The organism is Nocardioides sp. TRM66260-LWL (assembly GCF_020075545.1).
Taxonomy (GTDB): Bacteria; Actinomycetota; Actinomycetes; order Propionibacteriales; family Nocardioidaceae; genus Nocardioides.
Window position 1 is genome coordinate 1,204,437 of sequence record NZ_JAIQZK010000001.1, and the last position, 25,082, is coordinate 1,229,518.

The 25,082-nt window shown below is 73.8% G+C and carries 29 protein-coding genes and 1 pseudogene; 18 read left to right on the plus strand and 12 right to left on the minus strand.

All coding sequences use genetic code 11. From position 1 onward, the window contains the following. Positions 1-1,524: a UDP-N-acetylglucosamine 1-carboxyvinyltransferase gene (locus K8Z61_RS05760; protein ID WP_224127326.1), complete on the minus strand. Its 1,524-nt coding sequence runs from the start codon at positions 1,522-1,524 to the stop codon at positions 1-3. A 127-nt stretch (positions 1,525-1,651) separates the two neighbouring features. On the opposite strand from K8Z61_RS05760, the gene K8Z61_RS05765 reads away from it, so the two are divergent. Continuing rightward, positions 1,652-2,668, plus strand: coding sequence for a zinc-dependent alcohol dehydrogenase family protein (locus tag K8Z61_RS05765; RefSeq protein ID WP_224127328.1), 1,017 nt, complete (start codon positions 1,652-1,654; stop codon positions 2,666-2,668). Between the two features lie 54 nt (positions 2,669-2,722). Here K8Z61_RS05765 and K8Z61_RS05770 read toward each other — a convergent pair whose 3' ends face one another. Then, on the minus strand, positions 2,723-2,884 hold the full coding sequence (locus K8Z61_RS05770; protein ID WP_224127330.1) for a hypothetical protein: 162 nt from the start codon (positions 2,882-2,884) through the stop codon (positions 2,723-2,725). 201 nt (positions 2,885-3,085) lie between these two features. On the opposite strand from K8Z61_RS05770, the pseudogene K8Z61_RS05775 reads away from it, so the two are divergent. Next, positions 3,086-3,409 (plus strand): annotated as a pseudogene (locus K8Z61_RS05775) (GrpB family protein); the annotation flags it as partial. Here the strand turns inward: K8Z61_RS05775 and K8Z61_RS05780 are convergent. Next, complete coding sequence (locus tag K8Z61_RS05780; protein WP_224127332.1) at positions 3,393-4,088, minus strand: MOSC domain-containing protein; 696 nt, start codon at positions 4,086-4,088, stop codon at positions 3,393-3,395. The pseudogene K8Z61_RS05775 and the gene K8Z61_RS05780 sit on opposite strands and share 17 nt — an antisense overlap. 73 nt (positions 4,089-4,161) lie before the next feature. Continuing rightward, positions 4,162-4,962, minus strand: a complete 801-nt coding sequence (locus tag K8Z61_RS05785; RefSeq protein WP_224127629.1) for an Fpg/Nei family DNA glycosylase — start codon at positions 4,960-4,962, stop codon at positions 4,162-4,164. Between the two features lie 80 nt (positions 4,963-5,042). On the opposite strand from K8Z61_RS05785, the gene K8Z61_RS05790 reads away from it, so the two are divergent. After that, entirely contained in the window at positions 5,043-5,924 is an 882-nt protein-coding gene (locus K8Z61_RS05790) for an aldo/keto reductase (RefSeq protein ID WP_224127334.1), read from the plus strand. A 9-nt stretch (positions 5,925-5,933) separates the two neighbouring features. Here the strand turns inward: K8Z61_RS05790 and K8Z61_RS05795 are convergent, their stop codons facing one another. Together K8Z61_RS05795 and K8Z61_RS05800 are read right to left on the minus strand one after the other, a co-directional pair. Continuing rightward, positions 5,934-6,335, minus strand: coding sequence for a hypothetical protein (locus K8Z61_RS05795; RefSeq protein ID WP_224127335.1), 402 nt, complete (start codon positions 6,333-6,335; stop codon positions 5,934-5,936). A gap of 85 nt (positions 6,336-6,420) precedes the next feature. Beyond that, a complete protein-coding gene (locus K8Z61_RS05800; protein WP_224127336.1) occupies positions 6,421-7,551 on the minus strand; it encodes a Glu/Leu/Phe/Val dehydrogenase in 1,131 nt (376 codons plus the stop codon). Positions 7,552-7,740: 189 nt separating this feature from the next. On the opposite strand from K8Z61_RS05800, the gene K8Z61_RS05805 reads away from it, so the two are divergent. The 5 genes from K8Z61_RS05805 (at position 7,741) to K8Z61_RS05825 (ending at position 12,617) form a co-directional block, all read left to right on the plus strand. Further along, the gene (locus K8Z61_RS05805; RefSeq protein WP_224127337.1) at positions 7,741-8,259 is read left to right on the plus strand and encodes a DinB family protein; all 519 of its coding nucleotides are present in this window, start codon (positions 7,741-7,743) and stop codon (positions 8,257-8,259) included. A gap of 4 nt (positions 8,260-8,263) precedes the next feature. Continuing rightward, positions 8,264-10,615, plus strand: a complete 2,352-nt coding sequence (locus K8Z61_RS05810; RefSeq protein ID WP_224127339.1) for an excinuclease ABC subunit UvrA — start codon at positions 8,264-8,266, stop codon at positions 10,613-10,615. A 100-nt stretch (positions 10,616-10,715) separates the two neighbouring features. After that, positions 10,716-11,801 (plus strand): phospho-N-acetylmuramoyl-pentapeptide-transferase, encoded by a 1,086-nt coding sequence (gene mraY / locus K8Z61_RS05815; RefSeq protein ID WP_224127341.1) that lies wholly within the window; start codon positions 10,716-10,718, stop codon positions 11,799-11,801. A gap of 61 nt (positions 11,802-11,862) precedes the next feature. Further along, positions 11,863-12,420 (plus strand): TOPRIM nucleotidyl transferase/hydrolase domain-containing protein, encoded by a 558-nt coding sequence (locus K8Z61_RS05820; protein WP_224127342.1) that lies wholly within the window; start codon positions 11,863-11,865, stop codon positions 12,418-12,420. Between the two features lie 23 nt (positions 12,421-12,443). Then, positions 12,444-12,617 (plus strand): hypothetical protein, encoded by a 174-nt coding sequence (locus tag K8Z61_RS05825; RefSeq protein ID WP_224127344.1) that lies wholly within the window; start codon positions 12,444-12,446, stop codon positions 12,615-12,617. 22 nt (positions 12,618-12,639) lie between these two features. Here the strand turns inward: K8Z61_RS05825 and K8Z61_RS05830 are convergent, their stop codons facing one another. After that, the gene (locus tag K8Z61_RS05830; RefSeq protein ID WP_224127346.1) at positions 12,640-12,960 is read right to left on the minus strand and encodes a hypothetical protein; all 321 of its coding nucleotides are present in this window, start codon (positions 12,958-12,960) and stop codon (positions 12,640-12,642) included. 55 nt (positions 12,961-13,015) lie between these two features. Between K8Z61_RS05830 and K8Z61_RS05835 the strand changes: the two genes are divergently transcribed. Together K8Z61_RS05835 and K8Z61_RS05840 are read left to right on the plus strand one after the other, a co-directional pair. Beyond that, the gene (locus tag K8Z61_RS05835; RefSeq protein ID WP_224127348.1) at positions 13,016-13,225 is read left to right on the plus strand and encodes a hypothetical protein; all 210 of its coding nucleotides are present in this window, start codon (positions 13,016-13,018) and stop codon (positions 13,223-13,225) included. Further along, positions 13,222-13,509, plus strand: coding sequence for a hypothetical protein (locus tag K8Z61_RS05840; protein ID WP_224127350.1), 288 nt, complete (start codon positions 13,222-13,224; stop codon positions 13,507-13,509). The genes K8Z61_RS05835 and K8Z61_RS05840 overlap by 4 nt, the downstream gene beginning before the upstream one ends. Positions 13,510-13,541: 32 nt before the next feature. On the opposite strand, the gene K8Z61_RS05845 is transcribed toward K8Z61_RS05840, so the two are convergent. Continuing rightward, positions 13,542-14,096: a hypothetical protein gene (locus tag K8Z61_RS05845; protein WP_224127351.1), complete on the minus strand. Its 555-nt coding sequence runs from the start codon at positions 14,094-14,096 to the stop codon at positions 13,542-13,544. A 195-nt stretch (positions 14,097-14,291) separates the two neighbouring features. On the opposite strand from K8Z61_RS05845, the gene K8Z61_RS05850 reads away from it, so the two are divergent. Genes K8Z61_RS05850 through K8Z61_RS05865 form a run of 4 tightly spaced genes read left to right on the plus strand, consistent with a single transcriptional unit; the run spans position 14,292 to position 15,969 of the window. Next, positions 14,292-14,597, plus strand: coding sequence for a YiaA/YiaB family inner membrane protein (locus K8Z61_RS05850; protein WP_224127353.1), 306 nt, complete (start codon positions 14,292-14,294; stop codon positions 14,595-14,597). A gap of 7 nt (positions 14,598-14,604) precedes the next feature. Next, positions 14,605-15,048: a hypothetical protein gene (locus tag K8Z61_RS05855; protein WP_224127354.1), complete on the plus strand. Its 444-nt coding sequence runs from the start codon at positions 14,605-14,607 to the stop codon at positions 15,046-15,048. After that, a complete protein-coding gene (locus tag K8Z61_RS05860) occupies positions 15,045-15,506 on the plus strand; it encodes a hypothetical protein (protein WP_224127355.1) in 462 nt (153 codons plus the stop codon). The genes K8Z61_RS05855 and K8Z61_RS05860 overlap by 4 nt, the downstream gene beginning before the upstream one ends. Then, on the plus strand, positions 15,499-15,969 hold the full coding sequence (locus tag K8Z61_RS05865; protein ID WP_224127356.1) for a hypothetical protein: 471 nt from the start codon (positions 15,499-15,501) through the stop codon (positions 15,967-15,969). The genes K8Z61_RS05860 and K8Z61_RS05865 overlap by 8 nt, the downstream gene beginning before the upstream one ends. A 21-nt stretch (positions 15,970-15,990) precedes the next feature. On the opposite strand, the gene K8Z61_RS05870 is transcribed toward K8Z61_RS05865, so the two are convergent. After that, positions 15,991-16,602 carry a response regulator transcription factor gene (locus tag K8Z61_RS05870; protein ID WP_224127631.1) on the minus strand — a complete coding sequence of 204 codons (612 nt, stop codon included), beginning with the start codon at positions 16,600-16,602 and terminating at the stop codon, positions 15,991-15,993. Between the two features lie 74 nt (positions 16,603-16,676). After that, positions 16,677-17,888, minus strand: coding sequence for a MacS family sensor histidine kinase (gene macS, locus K8Z61_RS05875; protein ID WP_224127357.1), 1,212 nt, complete (start codon positions 17,886-17,888; stop codon positions 16,677-16,679). Between the two features lie 67 nt (positions 17,889-17,955). Here macS and K8Z61_RS05880 point away from each other — a divergent pair, with 67 nt between their 5' ends. From K8Z61_RS05880 to K8Z61_RS05895, 4 genes are read left to right on the plus strand one after another with little or no spacing between them, the layout of a single operon-like run. Then, positions 17,956-19,332: an NAD(P)/FAD-dependent oxidoreductase gene (locus K8Z61_RS05880; RefSeq protein ID WP_224127359.1), complete on the plus strand. Its 1,377-nt coding sequence runs from the start codon at positions 17,956-17,958 to the stop codon at positions 19,330-19,332. A 43-nt stretch (positions 19,333-19,375) separates the two neighbouring features. Continuing rightward, positions 19,376-19,669: a putative quinol monooxygenase gene (locus tag K8Z61_RS05885; protein ID WP_224127361.1), complete on the plus strand. Its 294-nt coding sequence runs from the start codon at positions 19,376-19,378 to the stop codon at positions 19,667-19,669. Positions 19,670-19,672: 3 nt separating this feature from the next. Further along, complete coding sequence (locus K8Z61_RS05890; RefSeq protein ID WP_224127363.1) at positions 19,673-20,410, plus strand: SGNH/GDSL hydrolase family protein; 738 nt, start codon at positions 19,673-19,675, stop codon at positions 20,408-20,410. A gap of 52 nt (positions 20,411-20,462) precedes the next feature. Further along, positions 20,463-21,740, plus strand: a complete 1,278-nt coding sequence (locus tag K8Z61_RS05895; protein WP_224127365.1) for a competence/damage-inducible protein A — start codon at positions 20,463-20,465, stop codon at positions 21,738-21,740. 3 nt (positions 21,741-21,743) lie between these two features. On the opposite strand, the gene K8Z61_RS05900 is transcribed toward K8Z61_RS05895, so the two are convergent. Both K8Z61_RS05900 and glpK read right to left on the minus strand, forming a co-directional pair. Beyond that, positions 21,744-23,477 (minus strand): glycerol-3-phosphate dehydrogenase/oxidase, encoded by a 1,734-nt coding sequence (locus K8Z61_RS05900; protein WP_224127367.1) that lies wholly within the window; start codon positions 23,475-23,477, stop codon positions 21,744-21,746. Positions 23,478-23,545: 68 nt separating this feature from the next. Further along, positions 23,546-25,057: a glycerol kinase GlpK gene (glpK, locus tag K8Z61_RS05905; RefSeq protein WP_224127369.1), complete on the minus strand. Its 1,512-nt coding sequence runs from the start codon at positions 25,055-25,057 to the stop codon at positions 23,546-23,548. Positions 25,058-25,082 lie beyond the last annotated feature (25 nt).

A 25,082-nucleotide genomic window follows, 5' to 3' on the forward strand; every position in this document is an offset into this window, starting at 1 on the left:
TCAGATGTCGCGGAACGTCTCGATCGAGGCGCCGAGGGTGTTGAGCCGCTCGGCGAGGTCCTCGTACCCGCGGTGGATCACGTACGTCGAGCGCAGGACGCTCGTGCCCTTCGAGGCGAGCATCGCGAGCAGGATCACGACGGCCGGACGCAGCGCCGGCGGGCAGACGATCTCGGTGCCGGAGAAGTGGGTCGGACCCTCGATCATCACCCGGTGCGGGTCGAGCAGCTTGACCTGCGCGCCGAGCTTGGTGAGCTCGGTCAGGTAGATCGCGCGGTTCTCGTAGACCCAGTCGTGCAGGAGGGTCTGGCCGCTCGCGACGGCGGCGATGACGGCGAAGAACGGCAGGTTGTCGATGTTCAGGCCCGGGAACGGCATCGGGTGGATCTTGTCCAGCGGGGCCCGCAGCTGCGAGGGGTGCGTGGTCAGGTCGACCAGCCGCGTGTGCCCGTTGCGGGCGAGGTACTCTTCGCTCATCGTGTAGCGCAGGCCCATGCCCTCGAGCGTCGCGAGCTCGATCTCGAGGAACTCGATGGGCACCCGGTTGATGGTGATCTCCGAGCCGGTGACGATCGCGGCCGCCAGCAGCGACATCGCCTCGATGGGGTCCTCCGCCGGCGCGTAGTCGACGTCGACGTCGATGTCGGTGCAGCCGGTGACGGTCAGCGTCGTGGTGCCGACGCCCTCGATCGTGACGCCCAGGCGCTGCAGGAAGAAGCAGAGGTCCTGGACCATGTAGTTCGACGAGGCGTTGCGGATGACCGTCGTGCCCGGGTGGAGAGCGGCGGCCATCAGGGCGTTCTCGGTGACCGTGTCGCCGCGCTCGGTCAGCACGATCGGACGTCCCGGCTCGATCGTGCGGTCGACCTGCGCGTGGTAGCTGCCGTCGGTGGCCTTGACCTCCAGACCGAAGGGACGCAGCGCCGACATGTGCGGCTCGACCGTGCGGGTGCCCAGGTTGCAGCCGCCGGCGTAGGGCAGCTCGAAGGAGTCCGAGCGGTGCAGCAGCGGGCCGAGGAACATGATGATCGAGCGGGTGCGCCGGGCGGCGTCCTCGTCGATGGCGTCGAGCCGCAGCTCCTTCGGCGGGACGATCTCCAGGTCGTTGTCCTCGTTGAGCCAGCGGGTGGTGACGCCGAGGCTGCCGAGCACCTCGAGCAGCCGGTTGACCTCCTCGATGCGTGCCACCTGGCGCAGCGTGGTCCGTCCCCGGTTCAGCAGCGAGGCGCACAACAGGGCGACACCCGCGTTCTTCGAGGTCTTGACGTCGATGCTGCCCGAGAGGGTCGTCGGACCGGTGATGCGCAGGTGCGTCGGGCCGGCGCCGAGGGCGACGATCTCGGAGTCGAGGGCGGCGCCGATCCGCGCCAGCATCTCCAGCGAGAGGTTCTGCTGGCCCTTCTCGATCCGGTTGATCGCGCTCTGGCTGGTGCCGAGCACCTCCGCGAGCTGGTGTTGCGTCATGCCGCGGTGCTTGCGCGCGTCGCGGATGAGGTTGCCGATGCGACCCTTGTAGTCACTCATGGGCCCACGTTAACTCACATGTGAGATAACGCCAGTCTCCGCGGGGAGGCGCGTCGCACGCCTGCCGACCACCACCGACGGTGGGGGCGGCTTGCTGGCGGGGCCGTCGCGGGTGTCGGATGCGGACATGCGCGCGACCACCCTCCACGACACCCGGGACATCCGCTTCACCGAGGTGCCCGACCCCGCCATCGAGAAGCCCACCGACGCGATCGTCAAGGTCTCCGCCGCCTGCATCTGCGGCTCGGACCTGTGGCCCTATCGCGGCGAGAACCCGATCCGCCCGGGCCAGACGATCGGGCACGAGTGCCTCGGCGTCGTCGAGGAGGTCGGCTCCGAGGTCTCGGCGTTCCGGGCCGGCGACCTCGTCGTCGTGCCCTTCGACCACTGCGACAACACCTGCGCGCACTGCCGCAACGGCATGCAGGCCGGCTGCGTCAACCTCGGCATGACCACGAGCGGTCAGGCCGAGTACGCCAAGGTCAACCAGGCCGACGGCAGCCTCGTCGCCGTGCCGGCCGATCACGACCCGGCGCTGGTCCCGTCGCTGCTCGCGCTCTCGGACGTCATGCCGACGGGCTGGCACGCCGCGGTCTCCGCGGGGGTCCGCGAGGGATCGACGGTCGTCGTCATCGGCGACGGCGCGGTCGGCCTGTGCGGCGTGCTCGCGGCCGCGACGATGGGCGCCGAGCGCATCGTCGCGATGTCGCGCCACGAGCCGCGCCAGGAGATCGCCCGGGCCTTCGGCGCCACCCACGTGATCGCCGAGCGGGGCGACGACGCCACCGCGGCGGTCATGGAGCTCACCGACGGCATCGGCGCCGACGCGGTGCTCGAGTGCGTCGGCACCGACCAGTCCATGCGCACGGCCTTCGACGTCGCCCGGCCGGGCTCGATGGTGGGGTTCGTCGGCGTGCCGCACGGCGTCGAGCTGCCCGTCCGCACGATGTTCGGCCGCAACGTGGGCCTGGCCGGCGGCATGGCGCCGGTGCGGCGCTACCTGCCGGACCTGCTCGAGCTCGTGCTGGCGGGTCGGATCGACCCCGGGAAGGTCTTCGACCTCACCCTGCCGCTGGCCGAGGTCGCCGACGGCTACCGCGCGATGGACGAGCGGCGGGCGGTGAAGGTGCTGCTGCAGCCCTGAGGGCCGCGAGGGCCGTGCCCGCGCGACGAGGCGCGCGCCGGTCGGCGGCGGAGGTCAGGCGACCTTCGCCGCCGGCTGGCTCGCGCCCGGGGGCGTCGCGGGGGTGCAGCCGCACGCGGCGTCGCAGGCCAGGAACGTGTGCATGGCGTGCCCGCAGCGCTGGCACGGCAGGTCGTGCGACAGCTGATGATCGGCGTTCTGGACGGTGTCCCACATGGTCGTCTCCTCTCGGTCTCCTCGACCGTACGGACGCGCGGCGTCGGTCCTGAGGTGAACTCCACAGGACTGTCAGGACGCCGTCGGGGCCGTGGCCCGGTCGGGCCATGCGCGCTGACCCGGGCGGACGGCCGCGGATGGCGCGGGCGACCGTGCCGACCCGCGAGCACCTGATCACGTTCGACGCCGGCGACTCTCCCGCCGCTGCTCGACGCCGGCTTCGAGCTGCGCGTGCGCGAGCCCTGGTGGCAGGAGCACCGGATGCTGCGGCTGACGGCTCCCGCCTGCCACCTGCACGTGTTCGGCCCGGACGCGGCCGAGCCGGTGCGGCACCGCCTGTTCCGCGACTGGCTGCGGGCGCATCCGGACGACCGGGAGCGGTACGCCGCGGCCAAGCGGGCGGCGTCGGTGGCCACCCGAGCCGCCGGCGGCCACGGCATGGACTACAACGCGCGCAAGGAGGCCGTGGTGCGCGAGCTCCACGCGCGACTCTTCGCGGCGACCGGTCTCACGCCCGCACCGTGACCGCGTCGCCCTGGGCGAGGCGCCCCCGGTCCAGCACCGACGCGTAGACGCCGAGGCAGGCGTCGCGCTCGCGTGCGGCGCCCCGCAGCCACGGGTGCAGCGCGGGCCGGCCCTCGACGAGGTCGAGCATCCGGCACCGCTCGGTGGGTCCCTCGACACCGAGCACCGCGGTGCCGACGTCGAGCCGGTCCCAGGTGTCCTCCACGAACGGCTCGTCGGTCGCGACCACGAGGTTCGGCCGCAGGCGCCGGGCGTCCGGCGATCCGCCCCAGTGCTCCGCGGCCCAGGCGAGGGTCGCCGTGCCCACCAGGTGCACCGGGCCGGCGTCGAGATGCGGGACCTCGCCCTCCTCGCGAAGCCGCACGGCCACGCCGAGGCGCTCGGAGAGCCAGACGTCGGTCGACGGATCCCCGGCGCGGCGCACGGGGCCGCCGGGGGATCGGAGGGGGTCGAGCACCTCCACCCCGGAGTCGCCCGTCCGGCCGGCGAGCGTCAGCGCCTCGTCACGGCGGCGGAACCTCCGGGTCGACTTCCCGCTGGCGATCCGGCCGTCCTCGTCGTGGATCGCCCACCGGCGGTCGCCGACGACGCCGCGCTCGTCCAGATCGAGGGTCGCCACCCGCTCGCCGACCAAGGCCTTGACGGGGTAGCGCCACAGCTCGGCGATCTCGGTGCCCACGACCGCAGTCTGCCGCAGGCGACCCGTCACGGCCCTCCGGGCAGATCCGCTGGGTCGCCGCGGAGCGTCCGCCTCAGGGCTGGCAGGCCGGGCACCAGAAGAGGCGACGCGCGACCATCTCGGCGGACTCGACCTCGGTGCCGCAGCGGCGGCAGGGGAGACCGGCACGGCCGTAGACGTAGTGCGCGTCGACGCGGCGCACCCGGCCGGTGGGTCGCTCGCGATCGCCGGGCTCGGTGGTGACGATGCGACCGGCCCGGACGCCCGCGCGCAGCAGCACGACCAGGTCGTCCCAGACGGCCTGGACGGCCTCGGGACGGTGCTCGCGACCCGCGCGGAACGGACTCAGCCCGTGCCGGAACAGCACCTCGGCGCGGTAGACGTTGCCGACGCCGGCGATCACCGACTGGTCCATGAGCATCGCCCCGATCGGCGCGCGGCTCCGCGTCACCCGGCTGACGAAGGCCTCGGCGTCGGCACCCCTGCGCAGGGGATCGGGCCCCAGCCGGGCGAGGATCGCGTCGCGCTCGGGATCGGTGAGCACCTCGCAGGCCGTCGGTCCGCGCAGCTCGACCCAGTGCGTGTCCGTGAGCAGCCGCATCCGCAGCGCGCCGCGCGGCTCCGGGGCGGGGAGGGCGCCGTCGCGGAACTTGCCGAAGAGCCCGAGGTGGACGTGCACCCACAGGTCGTCGTAGCGGTGGAAGAGGTGCTTGCCCCACGCGTCCGTGCCGGCCAGCACCTGACCGTCGATCAGCGCGGCGCCCTCGGCGAAGCGTCCCTGCGGGCTGGACGCCTCGACGCGGTGGCCCACGATCAGGCGGTCGTGGTGGCGCGCGATGCGGTGGATGGTGTGTCCCTCTGGCACGCCCGCCATCGTGGCGGGCCGCTCCAAGCGCCCCACCCGCAGGAGGAGGGGGCGCGAGAGCGTCGGCGCTCGGGGGTAGGACTGAGGTCATGCAGACGCGAACCCTGGGCAACCCGACCGTCGGAACCGTCGAGATCGGCGTCGTCGGGCTGGGCCTGATGACCTTCGACCAGTCCGGATCGCAGCCGCGCGAGCAGCTGCTCGACACCGTCCGCGCAGCGCTCGACGCGGGCGTCACCCTCTTCGACACCGCCGACGCCTACGGCCCGGGCGACGAGAAGGGCGCGGACGCCCAGGGCGAGAACGAGCGGCTGATCGCCTCTCTGCTCGACGAGCTCGGCGTGCGCGACCGGGTCACGCTCGCCACCAAGGCCGGACACGTCCGCACCGACGGCGGCGGCTGGGCCACCGACTCCTCCGCCGACCACCTGCACGAGGCCGTCGACGCCAGCCTGCAGCGCCTCGGCGTCGACGTGATCGAGCTGTGGCAGCACCACCGGCCCGACCCCGCCGTGCCGTACGAGGAGGTCGTCGGCACGCTCAAGGAGGTCTACGACGCCGGCAAGGTGCGGCGCGTCGGCCTCTCGAACGCGAATCCGGAGCAGATCCGGCTGGCCCACTCGGTGCTGGGCGACGCGCTGGTCAGCGTGCAGAACCAGTTCTCGCCCGCCTTCCGCTCCAGCGCGCCCGAGATCGAGGTGTGCGAGGAGCTCGGGCTCATCTTCCTGCCGTGGAGCCCGCTCGGCGGCCTCGGCGGCGCGAAGGGCCTCGGCGACGACCACCCCGCGTTCGCGGAGATCGCCGCCCAGCGGGGCGTCTCGCCGCAGCAGGTGGCGCTGGCGTGGGAGATCGCGCAGTCGCCGATCGTCGTCCCGATCCCGGGTGCCAAGCGTCCCTCGTCCATCCAGGACTCCGCGCGCGCCGCGGACCTCGAGCTCAGCGCCGACGAGCTGGCCCGTCTCGACGCCTGAGGCGTCGCCTCACCTGCGGTCGGCGCGACCCCTCAGGGTCTCGCCGGCCCAGAGCGCCCAGGCGATCAGCACCGGCTGGAAGAACAGTCGGATCAGCCGTGCCCGATCGGAGTCGAGGCCGAAGGCATCCGTGCCCTCGACGTACTGGGCGATGTTGCCCGGGAAGATCGCGAGGTAGAAGAGCGCGAGCAGCGCCCCGACCCGTCCGCGATGACGGGGCAGCGCCACGAACGCCGCGCCGAGTCCCACCTCCACGACGCCGGACGCGAGCACGGTGACGTCGGCGTCGACGGGGAACCAGTCGGGCACCTGGGCCTGGAACTCCTGCCGCTTGGCGGTCAGGTGCAGGACTCCGGCGGTGACCATGAACGTGCCGAGCACGAGGCGGCCGGCGGTGCGTGAGGCGCTCATGGACGGACCGTGGGGCCGCCCGCGGTCGGGCGGCCCACCCGCAGGTGGGCCGCCCGACCCGGCTCGTGGCTCCGGCCCGGGTCGATCAGCCGATCCAGATGCCGCGGAGCCGACCGACCTCGCGGATGCGTCGCTCGGCCAGCCGGTCGGCGGCGAGCGCGGGGGAGACGCCCTCGGACGCCGCGGTCTCCAGCACCGCGGCCGTCGTCGCGTGGATGCCCCGGGCCCGCTGCTGCGCCCGCTCGAACGAGAAGCCGGACGGGTCCAGCTCGTCGGCCACCTGGATCAGCCCGCCCGCGTTCACGCAGTAGTCCGGGGCGTAGACGATGCCGCGCTCGAGCATCGTCTTCTCGACGCCCGCATGCGCGAGCTGGTTGTTCGCGGCGCCGCAGACGATCCGGGCGCTGAGCGTCTCGACCACCTCGTCGGTCAGCGCATGCCCCAGCGCGCAGGGCGCGTAGACGTCGAGGGGCTCGGCGACCAACGCCGCGGCGTCGGCGACGACCTCCACCTCGGGGTGCTCCTCGCGCACCCGGTCGACGGCACCCCGCGCGACGTCCGTGATCACCACGCGCGCTCCGTCGGCCAGGAGCAGGCCGACGAGGTGGCGCCCGACCTTGCCGACGCCGGCGACGCCGACCCGGCGTCCGTCCAGCGACTCGGTGCCCCAGGCGTGGCGTGCGGCTGCGCGCAGCCCCTGGTGCACGCCGAAGGCGGTCAGCACCGAGCTGTCGCCGGCGCCGCCGAGGGCCACGGTGCGGCCGGTCACGTGACGCGTCTCGCGGGCGATGAGATCCATGTCGGGGGAGGAGGTGCCCACGTCGCAGGCCGTGCGGTAGCGACCGCCGAGGGACTCCACGAACCGGCCGTAGGCGCGGAGGAGGGCCTCCTCGCCGCCGCGAGCCCGCACCGCGGCGGGGTCGCCCACGATGACGGCCTTGCCGCCGCCGAGGTCGAGCCCGGCGAGCGCGGCCTTGTAGGTCATGCCGCGCGACAGGTCGAGCACGTCGGCGAGGGCGTCGGCGGAGGAGGCGTAGGGGAAGAAGCGGGTGCCGCCGAGCGCGGGGCCGAGGGCGGTGGAGTGGATGGCCACGATGGCGCGCAGCCCCGAGGCCGGGTCGTTCGCGACGACGACCTGCTCGTGCTCGCGCGTGGCGTCGAGGAGGTCGGGACGGGTCGGAGCGCTCTGCGCGCTCTGCTGGACGTGCTGGGTCATGGATGAACCCCTGGTGGACGGGAGCCGCGGGTGGTGGCTCGGATCGATGGACGTCGGGCTTGTGGCCCGGGTCACAGCAGCGTAGTGCCGTCATGGCGGCGCGGGGGAGCCGGCCCGACGGCTGCGGAGTGTCGGCGGCCGCCGCTAGCGTGCGGACCGTCCACCTCGTCCCAGCCAGGGGAGCCCGCCATGACGACCCGCACCGATCGCACCGACAGCCCCGAGGAGCGCGAGCGCGCCGACCTCGCCGCCACGCTGCACCGTCACCGCGGCTTCCTGCGACAGACCGTCCGGGGCCTCGACGACGCCGCCGCGCGCAGCACGCCCACCGCGAGCAGCCTCTCGCTGGCGTCCCTGCTCAAGCACGTCGCCGACACCGAGGAGATGTGGATCGGCTTCTGCCGCACCGGGTCGATGCCCGGCTCCGACGGCTGGACCGGCGAGGACACCCGGTTCGTGCTCGGCCCGGAGCACACGCTCGAGGCGCTCCTGGCCCGGTACGACGAGGTCGCCGCGGCCACCGACGCGTTCCTCGATGGCGCCGACCTGGGCGTCGCCCACCCGCTGCCGGCGGCGCCGTGGTTCGAGCCGGGAGCGTCCTGGACCGTCCGCAGGGTCCTGTGGCACGTCCTCGCCGAGACCGCGCAGCACGCCGGGCACGCGGACATCATCCGCGAGACCCTCGACGGCGCCCGGACGATGGGCTGAGTCGGTGGCGCACCCCGCCGACCTCCACGAGGTCCTGCGCGTCGAGGGCGCCCGCGAGCACAACCTGCGCGACGTCAGCCTGGAGGTCCCCAAGCGTCGCCTGACGGTGTTCACCGGGGTCTCCGGCTCCGGCAAGAGCTCGCTGGTGTTCGGGACGATCGCGGCCGAGTCGCAGCGGCTGATCAACGAGACGTACCCGGCGTTCGTCCAGGGCTTCATGCCGCAGCCGGCCCGTCCGGAGGTCGACGCGCTCCACGGGCTGACGCCGGTGATCGCGGTCGACCAGGAGCCGCTCGCCGCCAACGCCCGCTCGACCGTCGGCACGGTCACCGACGCGCACCCTTTGCTGCGCACGCTCTTCAGCCGGCTCGGTGAGCCCTTCGTCGGGCCTCCGACGGCCTTCTCCTTCAACGTCCCGACCCGCAGGGCGAGCGGGGTGATGTCCACCGAGCGGGCCGGCGGCCGGATCGAGCGGGCCACCGTGAAGGACGTCGTGTACCTCGGCGGCATGTGCCCGGAGTGCGAGGGTCGCGGCACGGTCTCCGCGCTCGACCTCTCGGTGATCGTCGACGAGAGCCGCTCGCTGGCAGAGGGCGCGATCCTGGTGCCCGGCTACACCGCCGACGGCTGGATGGTGGCGGCGTTCAAGGCCGTCGTGCCGCCCGACGTCCCGATCCGCGACCTCACCACGGCGCAGCGCGACGACCTGCTGCACGGCGCGACGCGCAAGGTGCGGGTCGAGAACGTCAACGTCACCTACCAGGGTCTGATCCCGAAGATCCGGGCCTCGATGTTCGCCAAGGACCCCGACTCGCTGCAGCCGCACGTGCGGGCCTTCGTGGAGCGGGCGGCGACGGTCGGCCGGTGCGCCGCCTGCGACGGCACCCGGCTGAGCGAGGCGGCGCGCTCGAGTCGCGTCCGAGGCGCGTCGATCGCCGACGTGTGCGCCTGGCAGGTCGGCGACGCCGCCGCCTGGGTGCGCGACCTCGACGAGCCGTCGACCGCGCCGGTGCGGCGCGCCCTGCTCGACCTGCTCGACTCCTTCGTCGAGATCGGCCTCGGCTACCTCGCGCTCGACCGACCCTCGGGCTCCCTCAGCGGGGGAGAGGCCCAACGGCTGCGGATGATCCGTCATCTCGGCTCGGCCCTCACCGACGTCACCTACGTGTTCGACGAGCCCACCGCCGGACTGCACCCGCACGACGTCGACCGGATGAACCGACTGCTGCTGCGGCTGCGCGACAAGGGCAACACCGTGCTCGTCGTCGAGCACAAGCCCGAGACGATCGCGATCGCCGACCACGTCGTCGACCTCGGTCCCGGTGCCGGGGCTCGCGGCGGCGAGCTGTGCTTCGAGGGCACGGTCGAGGCGCTGCGGGCCTCCGACACCCTCACCGGCCGGCATCTGGCCGATCGGGCCCGGCTCAAGCCGCGCACCCGGACGCCGAGCGGCGTCCTGGAGATCCGGGGAGCCGATCGCAACAACCTCCGCGACGTCGACGTCGACCTCCCACTCGGCGTGCTGTGCGCCCTCACCGGCGTCGCCGGCTCCGGCAAGAGCTCGCTGGTGCAGGGCTCGATCGCCGCACGCGACGACGTCGTGGTGGTCGACCAGACGGCGATCCGCGGATCCCGCCGCAGCAACCCGGCCACCTACACCGGCCTGCTGGAGCCCGTGCGGAAGGCCTTCGCCAAGGCCAACGGGGTCAAGCCGGCCCTGTTCAGCGCGAACTCCGAGGGAGCCTGCCCCACGTGCCACGGATCCGGTGTCATCGACACCGAGCTGGGCTTCATGGAGACCGTCTCGACCCCCTGCGACGACTGCGGCGGCCGCCGCTTCCAGCCGGCCGTGCTCGAGCTGCTGCTCGGCGGTCTCTCCATCGCCGACGTCCACGAGCTCGCGATCGACGACGCCCTCGCGTTCTTCTCCGCCGCCGACTCCCGGGTGCCGGCCGCCGTCACGATCCTGGAGCGGCTCGTGGCCGTCGGGCTCGGCTACCTGACCCTCGGCCAGCCGCTCTCGTCCCTCTCCGGCGGCGAGCGCCAGCGACTCAAGCTCGCGGTGCGGATGGCCGAGCCCGGGGGAGTCGTCGTGCTCGACGAGCCGACCACCGGCCTCCACCTCGCCGACGTCGCGCACCTGCTCGCGCTGCTCGACCGCCTCGTCGACGGCGGCCGGTCGGTCATCGTCGTCGAGCACCATCTGGCGGTCGTGGCACACGCCGACTGGGTGATCGATCTCGGCCCGGGCGCCGGTCACGACGGCGGCCGCGTCGTCTTCACGGGCACCCCCGCCGCCCTGACCTCCGCGGGCACCGTCACCGGCGAGCATCTCGCGCGGTACGTCGACGGCTGAGCCGTTCCGGCGCGCCGACGCGGACGCTGTCCGGGGGGCCGGGGATGATGGCCCCGCCGACCCGACGGCACCCCCTGACCCCGACTCGCCGGAGATGACGATGCGCGCGATCCTGCTCGCCGGAGCGCTCGCCACCGTCCTGTCCCTGCTCGGCACCCGGTACGCCATCGGCTGGTTCGGCCGCCGCGGCTGGGGGCAGCCGATCCGCGCCGACGGCCCCACCACGCACCACGTCAAGCGCGGCATCCCGACCATGGGCGGCCTGGTCATCGTGCTGGCCGCCACCATGGCCTACCTGCTCGCTCGGGCGGCGACCGGCATCGCGCCCAGCGCCAGCGCCTGGCTGCTCCTGCTGCTGTTCGTCGGGTGCGGTCTGGTCGGGTTCCTCGACGACCTGATCAAGGTGGTCTCCCAGAACAACCAGGGGCTGAGCAGCCGGGCCAAGATGGCCGGGCAGACCGTCGTCGCCCTCGCCTTCGGCCTCCTCGCCACGCAGGCCTTCGCCGACGAGCGGGGAGTCCGCCCCGCGTCCACCTACCTCTCCACCACCCACGACTGGGGCGTGCGCCTGCCGCTGGTGGCCACCCTGCTCCTGATCTGGTTCATCGTCGCGGCGACGTCGAACGCCGCCAACCTCACCGACGGCGCCGACGGCCTGCTCGCGGGCGCGTCGATCCTGGTCATCGGCGCCTACGTGTTCGTCAACGTCTGGCAGAACAACCAGCGCTGCGGCTCGAGCCGGCCGAACGTCGTGGTCGCCCAGTGCTACGACGTCCGCGACCCGCTCGATCTCGCGGTGCTCGCGGCGGCGATCAGCGCGGCGTGCGTCGGGTTCCTGTGGTGGAACGCCAAGCCGGCCCGGATCTTCATGGGCGACGTCGGCTCGCTGGCCATCGGGGGAGCGCTCGCCGGGTTCGCGATCCTCTCCCGCACCGAGCTGCTGATGGCGCTGATCGCGGGCCTGTTCGTGCTCGAGACGGCGTGCGTGATGCTCCAGGTCGGCTGGTTCAAGACGACCCGGCGACTCACCGGCCACGGTCGGCGGCTGTTCCGCATCGCACCGATCCACCACCACTTCGAGCACGCCGGCTGGGACGAGGCGACCGTCGTGATCCGGTTCTGGATCGTCGCCGGGGCGTTCGTCGCCCTCGGCCTCGGCGTGTTCTACGCCGCCTGGCTGCTCTGATCCCGCAGCCTCCAGCAGCCTCCCGCATCCGCCGCCGAGGGCCGCTCGGCAGACTGGACGGGTGTCGTCGTCGCGCCTCGTGCTGGTCGAGGGCGAGAGCGACCGCATCGCCGTCACCACGATCGCGAGACGACTCGGTCGCGACCTCGCCACGGAAGGGGTCGAGGTGCGGGTGCTCGGGGGAGCGACCAACCTCCGACGCCAGGTGCGCGAGGCGCTGGTCGATCGGGTCGGCTGGGGCATCAGCGGCCTGTACGACGTGGCCGAGCGTCAGCACGTGGCGCGGGCGCTGGCCGACGTCGGACTCGGGCCGGTCGACGACGCCCTGGGGCTCGAGCAGCTCGGGTTCTTCGCCTGCGTCGACGACCTCGAGGACGAGCTGATCCGCGCGGTGGGCGAGCGTCGCATGCTGGAGGTGATGGGGGAGCACGGCGACCTCGGGGCGTTCCGGCGCCTCCAGCGCCAACCGCTCCAGCGCGACTGGAGCCAGCATCGCCAGCTGCACCGGTTCGTGGCCGCCCGCTCCGGCTACAAGGCGCGGTACGCCCGGCTGCTGGCCGAGGCCGTCCCGCTGGACGACGTGCCCCGCCCGATCGCAGATCTGATCGACCGCATGTGAGGCGTCAGCCCTAGGCTGATCGCATGGTGCTCCTGATCACCCTCGCCCTGATCGGCTTCGTCGTCGTCGCGGTGGTCGCCAACGCGCGCGCTCGAGCCCGACTGGAGGAGCTCGAGCACCCGGCGCCCGACACGCGACGCGCCAGCGACCACGACCAGCCGCCGTCGGCCAGCGGGTTCAGCGGTCCGGTCGGCTGAGGGTCCGGCGGGGCGTCCCGGATCAGTCGAGACCCCACGCAGCGCGGAACTCCGCCGGCGTCGACCCGGCCAGCTGCTCCTGCAGCCGCTCGAGGGTGAACGCGGCCGCCGACGGGTCGCGCTCGGGGAGCGTCAGCACCAGCAGCCCCTCGTCCCGCCGCCGGACGACGACGTCGATGCCGCGACTGAGCTCCATCGTCCCGCCTGACATCGCGCACCAGAGGTCCAGTACGGCGTACACGATGGTCCGCGCCCGCCCTCGGCGCCGGGGCTCGATGCCGACCAGGTAGACGTCGGCGGCGGTGCCGCCATCGTCGGTCTCGGGCAGGTCGAGCACGTCCATGGTCCGAGCCTAGGAGACCCTGGCCCACCGCCTGACGTGCTGCCATGCTCTGCCCATGCGACGACGACCGCTCGGCTGGGAGCTCGGCCTCACGATCATGCTGCTCGGTCTGGTCTGCCTCGGCGCGCTGATCGACTCCGAGGTCGTCGCCGGCGCCGCTCTGGTGCTGATCCTGGCGGCCACGCCGCTGGTCGTCCTCGGCTTCGTGATCCGCCTGCTGGTGGGCATCTGCGTGGAACTGCTGCCCCGACGCCGGGTCGGATGACGTCGACCCGAGCGCGACGCCGCAGCACGCGCCAACGTCTGGCCAAGAGCATCCGTACTGCTGTCGGTGGCCGGCGCGGCCCGTGGTTGCGCGCGGCGATCGTCGTCACGATCGGATGGCTTGCGACGCTGGTCGTCGCACGGATCGATGACGAGCGACTGGCCCTGGTGGTGAAGATCGTGGTGGTCGTCGTGGTCGTATCACCCGCCGCGCTTGTCCGGCTGGTCCGACGCATTGTTCGTGCTGCCCGTGAGGGGTGGGCCGAGGGCGGCAGCCGACTTTGAACTCTACGACCTCACTTCGCCGATAAGCGACATTATGTCAGATTGTGCAGACCTCGCGTCAGGTCGTCGATCGACGACGTCGTCGTCGGCACCAACCGAGCCGTGCGGCCCTTCTGAGCGATCGCCGCGCTGAGGAAGCCGCACCTGCCACCGTCCTCCAGCACGAGAACGGGCGTCGCGTCGTCGATGAACAGCAGCGAACGGCGCAGCGGACGCTGGGGCTGCGCCAGGACGTCGCCCGAACACCCGACGAAGTCGGATGCGGCGCCGAGCGCAGTGCCGAGTCCGGGGCCGAGTCCTGCGCCGGGCCCTCGGGTCATGTCGCTCACCTGGCCCTGCAGCCAGTCGGCCTCCGATGCGGTCACCGGCGTCCCGGACGTCCACCAGAAGGCGCGGCCGTCGGAGACGTAGGTGCACAGGACATCCGTGCGGCCCTCCGAGCGCGCGGCGAGGGCGACGCGATCGCCGGTCGGGATCGAGCTGGCGGACGGGCACGCCTCGCTCGCCGTGTCGGCCGCGCTCGGCGACCCGGCACGGTCGATCACCAAGCGCAGTACGGCCCCGACCACGACGGCCACCAGCAGCACGACGACGAGCAGCAGGACGCGGCGCGGCCTCATGGAATCCCCTCCCGACGGATGCGTGGACCGAACCTAGCCGCATCAGGAGGCGTCGCGAGGGACGAGTTGAGTATCTGCACCCATGTGTCGGGCGCCGGCGACGACGAGGGTTGTCACCGAGTCCACCGACCAGCGGTGGCCGACACGACAAGGACCACGACCATGACCGCTCCCGCCCCCTCCAAGAACACCCCCGCCTTCGCCCTCCAGGCCGGCCTCTCCTTCGGCGTCTCGCTCCTGGGCCTCGTCTGGGCGATCCTCTACGTCCCGGTCGACCCGTGGACGCGCGGCTTCCTCGCGATGACCGGGCTCTTCCTCGTCTCCTCCTCCTTCACCCTGGCCAAGGTGATCCGCGACGCGCAGGACGACAAGTACATCGCCTCCCGCCTCGACCAGGCCCGGGTCGACAAGCTCCTCGCCGAGCACGACCTCCTCGCCACGCCGTTCGACCAGCAGCGCAGCGCCTGAGGTCACGATGACGACGACCCACGCCCCCGTCCGTCGGCCGGTCCGGCCGGCCCGCACCACCGAGCGTCACCTCGCTCGGCTCCGGCTGCTGACCTGGCTCTCGGCCGCCGCGCTCCTCCCCGCCGCCGGCCTGTACGTCGCCGCGCTCCACGCGGCCGGCCGGTCCGACGCCGACCTGTCCCTCTACCTCGCCCTCGCGACGCTGACCGTGGCCCTGACGCCGATGCTGGCGAGCCTGACGCTCGCCGTGACGGGTCGGACGGTGCGCACGACGCGCATCGGCCTGTGGCTGACGGCGTCGATCAGCGCGGCCCTGGGCGCCACCGCGCTGCTGCGCTGCACGCCGGAGGTGGCCTCGGGATCCGACGTCGTGGCCTTCCTGGCCACCTCCGCCGCGTTCGTCGCCGCCGCTCCCCTGCTCGGCCTCCTGATCACCGGAGCCGACCGATGAGCTCGCGAACGGCGACCCCTCGCTACGAGACGACGTCCGAGCAGGACGCTCGACGCCTGTGCGAGTGCCGTTGGCTCGCCCTGCTGTCCTACGTCGGGTGTCTAGCCGCCGTCGCGCTCTACCTGCCGGCCTCGAGCCTCGCCGACCGGGCCGACCCGACGCTCGGGCCCGACGCCTGGTCCGGCTTCGGCGGGCTCCTCGTCCTGTTCCTCTCCCCGCTGTGGCTGCTGCCGGCGGCGGCGCTGGTCCTCGCCACGCTGCTGGTCCGGACGTCAGGCACGGCCGCGACGCTCGTCATGACGATCGCCGTCGGCTCGGCGCTGCTGTCGGTGCCCCCGATCGGCGCGAGTCTCCTCGCCGCGCACGGCGACCCGGCAGCCACCGCGCTGCTGATGATCGACGCCCTCCTGGTCTGGCTTCCGATGGGGATCGTCATCGCGAGGGACGTCGATGTCTGACACCGATCGACCGGACCTGGCCGCGGCGCGGGTCCGCGGGACCTGGGAGCAGCGCACCGTGGCCCGCGCCCGCGTCCTCGGGCTGCTCCTCACCGTGGGCGGCGCCCTGGGCCTGGCGATCTACCACCTCGTCCTCCTGCTGGTGCCCTCGGGCCTGGCCGGGTGGGCGCTCCTCGCCTCCCTCCACTCGTGGAGGCGGCTGGTGCTCCCGTGGGCGCTGGCAGCCGCCCTGGCCCTGGGCTCGTGGACGCTGCGAGGTCGCGCCGGGCTGCGACTCGTGCTGTGGCTGTCCGCCGGCGTGCAGATCGTCCACGGCCTGACGCTGGCGCCACAGGCGATCGGCGTGATCGGGCTCTCCGAGCAGCCCGGGCGGATCGCGTTCGGCATGCTCTCCGCCTACGTCGTGTGGTGGGCCCCGGTCGCCTGGCTGGCGCTGCGGGGCATCGAGCCACGTCGCGGCTGAGGCCGGTGCGGTCGGCTGCCCTCAGTCGGCCAGGCCGCGCTCCATCGCGTACCGCACCAGCTGCGCCCGGTTGTGCAGCTGCAGCTTCCGCAGGGTGTTCTGCGTGTGGTTCTGCACCGTCCGGTGCGAGAGCACCAGCCGCTCTGCGATCTGCTTCGACCCCAGGCCCTTGGCCACCAGACGCAGGATCTCGGTCTCGCGCTCGGTGAGCCGAGGGCCGTCGGCGTCTTGCCGCCCGTACTCCCCCAGCACCAGCCCGGCCAGACCGGGCGTGAACACCGTCTCCCCGGCCGCCACCGCCCGCACCGCGGCGAGCAGCTCGTCGGAGGACGCCGACTTCACCAGGTAGCCGCTCGCCCCGCCCTTGACCGCGTCGAGCACGTGCTGCTGCTCGCCGGACGCCGACAGGATCAGCACCCGGGTGTCGGGGAGGCTCGCGGTGACGGCGGCAGTGACGCCGACGCCGTCCAGCCCCGGCAGGTTGAGGTCGAGGACGAGCACGTCCGGCCGCGTCGCCCTCGCTCGCGCGACCGCGCTGGGACCGTCGGCGGCCGTGGCCACCAGCTCCAGACCGGCCGACTCGAGGTCGCGTCCGACGGCGTCGCGCCACATCGGGTGGTCGTCGACGACCATCACCCGCAGCGGACGTCCCGCGCCGTGATCGTCTGCCGGCTCGGCTGCCGGGCCGACGTCGATCGTGGGGTCGCTCATAGGCCCTCCAGCCTGGCGCGTGGGACGTGCAGCTCCCATTCGGTGCCGCCGGCTCCGGTGTGGAGGCGCGCCGCTCCCCCGAGATCGGCGAGCCGACCGCGGATCGAGTGCGCGACGCCCCGGTGCCCGGTGCGCTCGGCCTCGTCGAGCCGACCGACGGGGATGCCGGGGCCGTCGTCGCGCACGCTGACCGTCACCCCGGAGGGATCGTCCTCCAGCAGGAGCCACGTCCGGACGCCGGGGCCGGCGTGCTCGGCCACGTTCGCCAGCGCCTCGCCGACCGCGGCGATCAGCTCGGCCGCCACGGCGGACGGCACGAGGGTCTCCCCCGCCGGCGTCGCGAGCTCGACCTCGGCCCGTCCCGTCGTCAGGGCGGCCAGAGCGGCCGCGAGGTCGACGGCAGCAGGCGCCTCCTCGTCGATCGGCGCCGGGACGACCAGCGAGCCGTCGACCGCCTCGCTGCGCGCCATCAGCTCGCGCAGCGCCTGCTCCTGCGTGCGCGCCTCCCCGGCGACGGCGGCGAGGTCGGGGTGGTCGGCGGCGTGCGCTCCGGCGATCCGATGGGTGAGCGCGAGCGCCTGGAGCACGCCGTCGTGGATGTCGCGGTAGACCCGGGTGCGCTCGGCGAACGCGGCCGCCTGCCGCTGCGCCTCGATCTCGACGCCCGCGGCGCGATCGACCAGCCGCGCACCGAGTCCGAGCACGACCGAGGCGATGAGCAGGAGCATCAGGGTCCTCAGGACCCCCGCGGTGACGTCGACGCGGTAGGCGAGATCGGCCGCCGAGACCGCCACCGCCGCCGTGAAGGCCGGGACCGCGCCCCAGGAGGCCGCGATCATCAGCACCGGCACGCACGCCCAGTACGACACGAGCGTCGGCCCGTTGGCCGCCTGCATGACGGGGCCGTGGGAGACGATGCTGAGCAGCACCAGCGCGATCGTGACGGTCAGGTCGGCCAGCGGGAGCCAGACCGTCCGACGCAGTCGGCTCCGGTACGCACCGGCCGTGAAGGCCGTCCAGCCCAGCACGACCACGACGGCGGCCACGGCGACGCCGGGACGCGCGAACCGGTCGAGCCGGTCGAGGTCGAGGTAGACGACGTAGAAGGCGAGCAGCACCCGCAGCAGCGACAGCGAGCCGATCATCTCGGCCCGCAGCGCCGACGACGCGGCGGCCCGTTCGAGCGACGGGCGGCGACCGGCGAGCACGTGCCATCCTGACACGGGCCGAGCGCCCCGCGCCGGACGTCGTCCCGCTCGTCGTCGAGGAGCCGCCATGGGCATCACCCGCCGTGCCGCGCTGGTCGGCGCGCTGGCCGCGCCCTCCCTCGCCGCCTGCGTGCGGACCGCGGACGACGGCCCGACGACCCTCGTGGTCGGCGCGGGCGCGAGCGGGCTGACCGCCGCCCGCGCGCTGGCGGACGCGGGGCACCGGGTCGTCGTGCTGGAGGCCCGCGATCGCATCGGCGGACGCGTGTGGACCACGCGACTCGGCTCGACGCCCGTCGACCTCGGCGCCTCGTGGATCCACGGCTCCCGCGGCAACCCGCTCACCGACCTCGCCCGTCGCGTCGGCGCGCGCACCGTGGTCAGCGACCCCGACGACGTCACCGTCTACGACCGGGACCGCGGGGTGGCGGGAGACGCCGTCCTCCTCGGACTGGACCGGCTCTCGGAGCGGGCGGCTGCCGCGATCGCGCGGCACCAGGACGGCGAGGCCGGCGACGCCGACGACGCCGACGTCGCCACGGTCGTCGCGCGCGGCCTCGGCCGGCTGGACGCGGCGGAGCGCCGCCTGCTGCCCGCGGTGCTCGACGAGCTGGAGCAGGAGTACGCCGGACCCGCGTCCGAGCTGTCGGCGCGGTGGTTCGACGCCGACGCGACGCTCGTCGGACCCGACCTGCTGCTGCCCGACGGCTACGTCGGTCTGCTCGCGCCGCTCGCGCGCGGGCTGGACGTGCGCCTGGGGCAGCCGGTGCGGGCCCTGGGCTGGGACGACGGCGGGGTGGTCGTGCGCACCGACACGGCCGAGCTTCGCGCCGACCACGCCGTGGTGACGCTGCCGCTCGGCGTGCTGCAGCGCGGGGACCTAGAGCTGCGCACCGATCCGCCGCCCGCGGTGGCCCGAGCGGTCGAGCGGCTCGGCACGGGCGCGCTCGACAAGGTCGTGCTCCGGATGCCGCGGCGCTTCTGGCCCGACACGGACTGGCTCCAGCACCTCCCCGGTGCGGACGACCCCGCCGCGGGACGGTGGACGCAGTGGGTCGACCTCGCCGGCCCGAGCGGGGAGCCGCTGCTCATGGGCTTCAGCGCCGGCGAGCGGGCGCGCGCCGGCGAGCGGCGCACGGACGACGAGCTGCTCGGCGAGGCGCTCGACCGTCTGCGCGCGATGCTCGGGCGCGTCCCCGATCCGCTCGCTCACCGGATCACCCGGTGGGCCGAGGACCCGTGGGCGCGCGGGTCGTACTCCTTCCACGCCGTGGGCTCCTCCCCCGACGACCGTCGCGCGCTCGCCGAGCCGATCGACGGCCGGGTCGTGCTGGCCGGGGAGGCCACCGACGTCCACTCCTTCGCCACGGTGCACGGGGCGCGTCGCTCGGGCCTGCGGGCCGCAGCCCAGGTGCGCGAGCTCGTCCGCGCGGCGCGCGGGTGAGCGGGCCGGTGCGCCGGTTGCCGCGCGTCCCTACGATCGCGGCATGAGCCTGCGCGTCATCGCCACCATCCCGATCAAGCCCGAGTCCGTCGAGGCCGCCCGTGCGGCCCTGCAGACCCTCGTCGCCGCGACCCGCCAGGAGGACGGCTGCCTGGTCTACGACCTGTTCGAGTCCGGTGCGGCCGCCGGCACGTTCGTCACCGTCGAGGAGTGGACCGACCAGGCCGCGCTCGACGCCCACATGAAGGCCCCGCACATCGCCGAGGCGTTCACGGTGCTCGGCGGCGCCCTGGCCGGCGACGTCGCCATCCACCCGCTGGTCGCGGTCGACGCCTGAGCCGTGGAGCCGACGCCCTACCAGCTCGTCTACGCCAACCGCACCGGGCGGCCGTCCGGGCCGGTGGTGCGGCTGCTCGGCACGGTGCTGCGCGGCGTCCGGGAGGTCCGCGCCCAGGCCGACCCGTACGCCGACGCCTGGCACGCCGACAACCTCGACGTGCTCGCCCGCCCGGGCCGGCGCTGGGTCGCGCTCGGCGACTCGATGGCGCAGGGCGTCGGCGGCACGACCCATCGGCACGGGTGGGCCGGCGTCGTCGCGCGGCGGCTCCAGGACGCCGGACGCGACGAGCAGATCGTCAACCTGTCGGCCACCGGCGCCCGCGTGCCCGACGTGCTCGAGCAGCAGCTGCCCGTGCTGGACGCCCTGCTCGCGCGCGGCGAGGTGGCGGGCGTGGCCGTCGTGATCGGGTCGAACGACCTGTTCGGCCGGCGACGCCACGCCGAGGCGCTGCCGGAGGCGATGCGCGAGCTGGTCGACAGACTCCCGGACGGCGCCGTGGTCGCGTCCCTCCCCCAGCCCCGTCCGGCCGCGCGCGCGGCGAACCGCTGGATCGACGCCGCCGCAGCGGCCGGACGCATCCGGCTCGTCGACCTGCGGGTCGACGGGCCGCGCTCGTGGAAGGGCCTCGTGGCCGCGGACTTCTTCCACCCCAACGACGCCGGCTACGAGGGCCTCGCCGACGCGATCGAGCCCGTGGTGCGGCGAGCCCTGGAGGGCGGCCTGGTCGGCCGCCGCTGACCTCTCCCCCGGAGTGTCGGGCGGGGTCGTCCCGCCTGCCTACGATCGCGCCATGAGCGTCCGCGCAGGCATCGTCATCACCGGCACCGAGGTCCTCACCGGCCGTGTCACCGACCTGAACGGGCCGTTCCTGGCCGAGGAGCTGCGTCGGGTCGGCGTCGACGTGGGGCGCACCGTGGTGGTCGGCGACCGGCGCGACGACCTCGAGGCCGCGCTGCGCTTCCTGCTCGCCGACCACGACCTCGTGCTGACCACCGGCGGGCTGGGGCCCACCGAGGACGACCTCACCGCCGAGGTGGTCGCGGCCGTGCAGGGGCGCCCCGTGGCCCTCGACGCGGCCCTCGAGGCGCGGATCGGGGCGATCGTCGCCGACCTCAACGCGCGCCGCGGCTGGAGCCCGGCCGCCGACGTCGTCGAGCGCTCGGTGCGCAAGCAGGCGCTGGTGCCCGAGGCGGCCGTGGTGCTCGGGCCGGTCGGCACGGCGCCCGGACTGGTCGTCACCTCGTCCGACGGGCCTCCGGTGGTGGTGCTGCCGGGGCCGCCCTCGGAGCTCCAGCCGATGTGGCGCGAGGCGCTCGACGCGGCCCCCGTGCGCGCCGTGCTCGACCGCGCCGAGGAGCTGCGGCAGGAGCAGGTGCGCATCTGGGGGCCGCCCGAGGCCGAGCTGGCCGGGCTGCTGCGCGACCACGAGCGCGAGCACGGATCGCTCGCCGACGCCGGGCTCGAGGTCACCACGTGCGTGCGCGACGGCGAGCTCGAGGTGGTCACGCGCTTCGCGCCGTCCGCCCAGCCGGCCTACGACGCGCTGCTGGCCTCCCTGCATGCCGGCTTCGGCACGCGGCTCTACGCCGACGACGGCCGCTCGCTGGACGACGTCGTCGCCGAGGCGCTGCTCGCCCGCGGCGCGACGGTGGCCACCGCCGAGTCGTGCACCGCCGGGCTGCTCGCCGGACGGCTGGCCGACCGGCCGGGCTCGTCGGCCTACCTGACCGGCGGCTTCGTCACCTACGCCAACGAGGCCAAGACCGCCGAGGTCGACGTGCCCGCCGAGCTGATCGAGCGGGTGGGCGCGGTGAGCCGCGAGGTCGCCGAGGCGATGGCCACCGGCACCCGGCGCCGCCTCGGCACCACGTTCGGGATCGGCATCACCGGCGTGGCCGGCCCCGGCGGCGGCACGCCGGAGAAGCCGGTCGGCCTGGTGCACGTGGCGCTGGCCGGGCCCGACGGGATCGTGCATCGCGAGCTCCGCCTCGGGGGCTCGCGCGCGCTGATCCGTCGGCGCACCGTCGTCTGCTGCCTGCACCTGCTGCGCGAGGCCGCGGGCGCCTGAGGGCTACTCCCCCGCGGTCGTCACCGGCACCACGTCCGGGGCGCCCATCCGGGCGGCGTCGGCGGTCTCGTCGTCGGGCATCTGCTGGCTCTGCCGCTCGGCCTCGACCCGCTTGACGTAGTGCTCGACCTCGCGCTCGCGCTGCGCGTCGTCCCAGGCGAGCGGGCCGGCCATCAGCGCCGCGACGTGCGGCGCGGCGAGGGTGCCGCGGTCGAAGGTCTCGATGCTGATGCGGGTTCGGCGGGTCAGGACGTCGTCGAGGTGACGCGCGCCCTCGTGCGTGACGGCGTAGACGATCTCGGCCCGCAGGTGGTCGTCGGCGCCGGGCAGCGGCTCGAGCAGCGACGGGTCGTCGTCGCCGAGCGCGAGCACCTCGCCGACGAGCGTGCCGTACCGCTCGAGCAGGTGCTCGATGCGGACGACGTGCAGGCCGGTGCGCTCCGCGAGGGCGTGGCGCTGGTTCCACAGCGCCTGGTAGCCCTCGGCGCCCAGCAGCGGCACGTCCTCGGTGACGCACGGGCCCACGCGACGACCGAGCGTGCCCTCGAGGCCGTGCACGGCCTCGTCGACGGCGTCCTGGGCCATCACCCGGTAGGTCGTGTACTTGCCGCCGGCGACGACGACGAGCCCGGGCACCGTGTGCGCCACGGCGTGCTCGCGGGAGAGCTGCGAGGTCGCGTCGCTCTCCCCCGCCAGCAGCGGCCGCAGGCCCGCGTAGACGCCCTCGACGTCGGCGTGGGTCAGCGGCACCTCGAGCACGCGGTTGACGTGCTCGAGCACGTAGTCGATGTCGCTCGCGCTCGCGGCCGGGTGGTCCTTGGAGAGCGCCCAGTCGGTGTCGGTGGTGCCGATGATCCAGTGGCGCTTCCACGGGATGACGAAGAGCACCGACTTCTCGGTGCGCAGGATCAGGCCGGAGTCGCCGCGGATGCGGTCGCGGGGCACCACGAGGTGGATGCCCTTGCTCGCCCGCACCTGGAACTGTCCGCGCTCGTGCGCGAGCGACTGGGTCTCGTCGGTCCACACGCCGGTGGCGTTGACGACCTGCGCGGCGCGGACCTGGATGGTGCGTCCGGTCTCGAGGTCGACGACCTCGGCGCCGGTGACCCGCTGGCCCTCGCGGAGCAGTCCGACCACGCGGGTGCGCGAGGCCACGTGCGCGCCGTAGGCGGCCGCGGTGCGGGCGATGAACATCGTGTGCCGGGCGTCGTCGACCTGCGCGTCGTAGTACTGCAGCGCCCCGACCAGGGCGTCCTTGCGCAGCGACGGGAAGATCCGACGCGCGCCGCGCCGCGTCAGGTGGCGGTGCAGCGGCATGCCGGCGCCGTTGCCGCTGGCCTTGGAGAGCGCGTCGTAGAGCGCGACGCCCGACCCGGCGTAGAGCCGCTCCCACCCGCGGTGCTGCAGCGGGTAGAGGAACGGCACGGGCCGGACGAGGTGGGGGGCCAGCCGCTCCATCAGCAGGCCGCGCTCCTTCAACGCCTCCGCGACGAGCCGGAAGTCGAGCATCTCCAGGTAGCGCAGACCGCCGTGGACGAGCTTGGACGAGCGGCTCGAGGTGCCCGAGGCGAAGTCGCGGGCCTCGACCAGGCCGACGCTCAGACCGCGGGTCGCGGCGTCGAGCGCAGCCCCCGCGCCGACCACCCCGCCGCCGATCACCAGGACGTCGAGACGGTCCTGCTCGAGGCGGGCCAGGGCGGTGGCGCGGGTCTCCGGCGAGAGCGCGACGGGGAGCATGGGGTGTCCTCCTTGCCGACCGCTCGGCGGCCGGATCGTGTGATGGCCTGCGGGGCCCGTCGTCATCGTCAGTCGACGTCGACCCAATCCAGGGTCCGCTGCACGGCCTTGCGCCAGCGGGCGAACGCCTCGTCGCGTCGCTCACCGCTCCACTGCGGCGTCCAGCGGGTGTCCTCGTTCCAGTTCGCCCGCAGCTCGTCGGTGCCCGACCAGAAGCCTACGGCGAGGCCGGCGGCGTAGGCAGCACCCAGAGCGGTGGTCTCGGCGACCACGGGACGACTCACCGGGACGCCGAGGACGTCGGCCTGGATCTGCATGCACAGCTCGTTGGCCGTGACGCCGCCGTCGACCTTGAGCACCTCGAGCCGGACGCCGGAGTCCTGCTCCATCGCCTCGGCGACGTCGCGCGACTGGAAGCAGATCGCCTCGAGGGTGGCGCGGGCCAGGTGGGCGTTGGTGTTGTAGCGCGAGAGCCCGACGATCGCGCCGCGGGCGTCGGAGCGCCAGTACGGCGCGAAGAGGCCGGAGAACGCCGGCACGAAGTACACGCCGCCGTTGTCCTCGACCTGCCGGGCCAGCGCCTCGGACTGCGCGGCGCCGGAGATGATGCCGAGCTGGTCGCGCAGCCACTGGACCGCCGATCCGGTGACCGCGATCGAGCCCTCGAGCGCGTAGACGCACGGCGCGTCGCCGAAGCGGTAAGCGGGCGTCGTCAGCAGGCCGGCCTTCGAGCGGACGATCTCGGTGCCGGTGTTGAGCAGCATGAAGTTGCCGGTGCCGTAGGTGTTCTTGGCCTCGCCGGGCTCGAAGCACACCTGGCCGACGGTGGCGGCCTGCTGGTCGCCGAGGATGCCGGTGATCGACACCTCGCCGGCCACCGGACCGTGGATCGTGGTGGTGCCGTAGTGCTCCGAGGACGAGCGGATCTCCGGCAGCATCGCGCGGGGCACGCCGAAGAACGAGAGCAGCTCGTCGTCCCACTGCAGCGTCTCGAGGTCCATCAGCATGGTGCGGCTGGCGTTGGTGACGTCGGTGACGTGCACGCCGCCCTCGATGCCGCCGGTGAGGTTCCAGGCGACCCAGGTGTCGGTGGTGCCGAAGATCGCGTCGCCGCGCTCGGCGGCCTCGCGCACGCCGTCGACGTTCTCGAGGATCCACTGGATCTTGCCGCCGGAGAAGTACGTGGCCGGCGGCAGGCCCGCCTTGGTGCGGATGACCTCGCCGCGGCCGTCGCGCTCCAGCGCCGAGGCGATGCGGTCGGTGCGGGTGTCCTGCCAGACGATGGCGTTGTAGTAGGGACGACCGGTGTTCCGGTCCCACACCACCGTGGTCTCGCGCTGGTTGGTGATGCCGATGGCGACGAGGTCGCGGTACGTCAGGCGGGCCCGGTTGAGCGCCGTCTGGATCACCGACGACGTGCGCTCCCAGATCTCCACGGGGTTGTGCTCGACCCACCCGGCGCGCGGCAGGATCTGCTCGTGCTCGAGCTGGTGCCGGGCGACCTCGCGTCCGTCGTGGTCGAAGATCATGAAGCGCGTGCTCGTGGTGCCCTGGTCGATGGCGCCGACGTACTCGGCCATGTGGTCTCCTCTGGGATCGGGTGCT

What these genes read in the sequence shown, in the direction of transcription:
- mraY (WP_224127341.1), top strand. Translation starts at nt 10,716, where the DNA reads ATGCGCGCGATCCTGCTCGCCGGAGCGCTCGCCACCGTCCTGTCCCTG.
- K8Z61_RS05770 (WP_224127330.1), bottom strand. Translation starts at nt 2,884, where the DNA reads ATGTGGGACACCGTCCAGAACGCCGATCATCAGCTGTCGCACGACCTG.
- K8Z61_RS05895 (WP_224127365.1), top strand. Translation starts at nt 20,463, where the DNA reads ATGAGCGTCCGCGCAGGCATCGTCATCACCGGCACCGAGGTCCTCACC.
- K8Z61_RS05825 (WP_224127344.1), top strand. Translation starts at nt 12,444, where the DNA reads ATGGTGCTCCTGATCACCCTCGCCCTGATCGGCTTCGTCGTCGTCGCG.
- K8Z61_RS05795 (WP_224127335.1), bottom strand. Translation starts at nt 6,335, where the DNA reads ATGAGCGCCTCACGCACCGCCGGCCGCCTCGTGCTCGGCACGTTCATG.
- K8Z61_RS05830 (WP_224127346.1), bottom strand. Translation starts at nt 12,960, where the DNA reads ATGGACGTGCTCGACCTGCCCGAGACCGACGATGGCGGCACCGCCGCC.
- K8Z61_RS05900 (WP_224127367.1), bottom strand. Translation starts at nt 23,477, where the DNA reads ATGCTCCCCGTCGCGCTCTCGCCGGAGACCCGCGCCACCGCCCTGGCC.
- K8Z61_RS05880 (WP_224127359.1), top strand. Translation starts at nt 17,956, where the DNA reads ATGGGCATCACCCGCCGTGCCGCGCTGGTCGGCGCGCTGGCCGCGCCC.
- K8Z61_RS05865 (WP_224127356.1), top strand. Translation starts at nt 15,499, where the DNA reads ATGTCTGACACCGATCGACCGGACCTGGCCGCGGCGCGGGTCCGCGGG.
- K8Z61_RS05805 (WP_224127337.1), top strand. Translation starts at nt 7,741, where the DNA reads ATGACGACCCGCACCGATCGCACCGACAGCCCCGAGGAGCGCGAGCGC.
- K8Z61_RS05855 (WP_224127354.1), top strand. Translation starts at nt 14,605, where the DNA reads ATGACGACGACCCACGCCCCCGTCCGTCGGCCGGTCCGGCCGGCCCGC.
- glpK (WP_224127369.1), bottom strand. Translation starts at nt 25,057, where the DNA reads ATGGCCGAGTACGTCGGCGCCATCGACCAGGGCACCACGAGCACGCGC.
- K8Z61_RS05870 (WP_224127631.1), bottom strand. Translation starts at nt 16,602, where the DNA reads ATGGTCGTCGACGACCACCCGATGTGGCGCGACGCCGTCGGACGCGAC.
- K8Z61_RS05885 (WP_224127361.1), top strand. Translation starts at nt 19,376, where the DNA reads ATGAGCCTGCGCGTCATCGCCACCATCCCGATCAAGCCCGAGTCCGTC.
- K8Z61_RS05835 (WP_224127348.1), top strand. Translation starts at nt 13,016, where the DNA reads ATGCGACGACGACCGCTCGGCTGGGAGCTCGGCCTCACGATCATGCTG.
- K8Z61_RS05760 (WP_224127326.1), bottom strand. Translation starts at nt 1,524, where the DNA reads ATGAGTGACTACAAGGGTCGCATCGGCAACCTCATCCGCGACGCGCGC.
- K8Z61_RS05785 (WP_224127629.1), bottom strand. Translation starts at nt 4,962, where the DNA reads ATGGCGGGCGTGCCAGAGGGACACACCATCCACCGCATCGCGCGCCAC.
- K8Z61_RS05850 (WP_224127353.1), top strand. Translation starts at nt 14,292, where the DNA reads ATGACCGCTCCCGCCCCCTCCAAGAACACCCCCGCCTTCGCCCTCCAG.
- K8Z61_RS05860 (WP_224127355.1), top strand. Translation starts at nt 15,045, where the DNA reads ATGAGCTCGCGAACGGCGACCCCTCGCTACGAGACGACGTCCGAGCAG.
- K8Z61_RS05765 (WP_224127328.1), top strand. Translation starts at nt 1,652, where the DNA reads ATGCGCGCGACCACCCTCCACGACACCCGGGACATCCGCTTCACCGAG.
- K8Z61_RS05800 (WP_224127336.1), bottom strand. Translation starts at nt 7,551, where the DNA reads ATGACCCAGCACGTCCAGCAGAGCGCGCAGAGCGCTCCGACCCGTCCC.
- K8Z61_RS05840 (WP_224127350.1), top strand. Translation starts at nt 13,222, where the DNA reads ATGACGTCGACCCGAGCGCGACGCCGCAGCACGCGCCAACGTCTGGCC.
- K8Z61_RS05790 (WP_224127334.1), top strand. Translation starts at nt 5,043, where the DNA reads ATGCAGACGCGAACCCTGGGCAACCCGACCGTCGGAACCGTCGAGATC.